We start from the raw sequence: 1540 nt of genomic DNA, 5'->3' as shown, positions 1-1540 counted from the left end.
GCTCCGGATGGAGCAGTACCTGCAGTCTGATGAGATATCACCCTAACATGGACCTCACCTGTCATTAACCCTGATGACTCCCATCAAAAACACTTGGAAAAATTATCAAATATCAGAACGGACTTGAGTTTAAGGAAGTTTTATGTCCTTATACCTGTCAACAAAACTGTTTGCTATGAAAGACTTCTTTGATACCACGGATCGCCGAATTGCCGAATCTATGAACAGGATTGGTTTACCTGCACTCAGAATATCCTTGGGAATAATTTTTATATGGTTTGGGATCCTGAAAACCATCGGGCTATCTCCGGCCGAGGGACTCGTTCTGGCTACTGTTGACTGGATGCCGATATTCACTGCGGAAACCTGGCTGGTTATTATTGGGTGGTGGGAAGTCATCATTGGAATTTGTTTTCTGTTCAAATCCACACTCCGAATTGCGATAGGACTGCTTGCCATGCAGATGGCCGGAACCCTTCTGCCATTGTTTATCCTCACCGAGGTAACGTTCCAGACCGGTGCATTCCCCTACGCTCCCACCATAGAAGGACAGTATATCATCAAAAACCTGCTCATCATTTCTGCGGCAATCGTTATCGGAGGCACCGTTCGTAAAGCTTAAGTGTTGATTTCAGGGAAATTTTGAAAGCGGAATTATGACCGGTGTGCGCAATGGACCGCGACTCTGCCTGAAGATATGAAGAGTGTCTTATCTTTATCTATTGATTGAATTTCTCGTGGCACAATTTTGAGGATTGAATTCTGCCACAAGGAATAGCTCCCTTAACAAGACTGGTAATGTGATTGTAAGCAGATTCCACAATAATCCCATGCTTATAGTACCGCCTCTATGCTATTTCACACTCCAATCCACTCCTTCTGTTCGGCGGCGAATGAATGTCTCCTTTACACCCCCGGGTTCCGCTACGCTACACCCGAGGATATTCATATTTCACTTTTCAGGGTTGAGGTATCAGCGCATTTTAAAATTCAAGACTAGGATCACAGTTCACAGTTCGTCCATCGGTGATTCGTCCATTAACCTATGAACATTGCCGAGTAAGGGGAAGATTAAGGGGGTTAAAATAGAAGTATTGGCCTAGAGAAATCAGCGGAAAAAGAGAACAGTCAGGAGACGAAAAGAAAAACTCACCAGCCTCAAGCAGAACCAACTTTTGAGATACCAAATTTACAGGCCTTGAGTTTTTCCGTCTCGTGGCTGTGAACGCCGATGATTTTTCTCAGCCTTGATTTTTTACGTCTCTTTTGTATCAAGACAAAAGAGACAATATGGTTTAAATGAAAATTCAAGACTGAGATCGCAGTTCACAGTTCGTCCTTCGGTGATTCGTTAACCAGAAAACCTCTTCAGAGGTTAAATATGCGAGACCGGTAATTTTTTGCCGGATCACCGTTTGTATCCTTTTTGCATCAGAGAGGCAGTACATTTGTGTAAAATTCCGGGAGCTCAATCCATCCCTGCTCCGGACGGTACAGTACCTCTCCTCTATTGAGCAGCACTCACCGGCACTCGAATCCT

General features: G+C 44.2%; 2 protein-coding genes. One reads left to right on the top strand and one right to left on the bottom strand.

Going from position 1 to position 1540, the window contains the following annotated elements:
* The first annotated feature begins 175 nt into the window (after nucleotides 1-175).
* Entirely contained in the window at nucleotides 176-622 is a 447-nt protein-coding gene (locus ACESM0_RS10450; protein WP_372906161.1) for a hypothetical protein, read from the top strand.
* Nucleotides 623-1307: 685 nt separating this feature from the next.
* Here ACESM0_RS10450 and ACESM0_RS10445 read toward each other — a convergent pair.
* On the bottom strand, nucleotides 1308-1540 hold a 233-nt coding region (locus tag ACESM0_RS10445; protein WP_372906160.1), incomplete at its 5' end, for a hypothetical protein.

Source organism: Rhodohalobacter sp., from assembly GCF_041686455.1.
GTDB lineage: Bacteria > Bacteroidota > Rhodothermia > Balneolales > Balneolaceae > Rhodohalobacter.
This window is presented reverse-complemented; position numbering and strand designations above follow the sequence as displayed.

Coding starts and splice junctions, on each gene's coding strand:
- ACESM0_RS10450 (WP_372906161.1), top strand. CDS start 176: ATGAAAGACTTCTTTGATACCACGGATCGCCGAATTGCCGAATCTATG.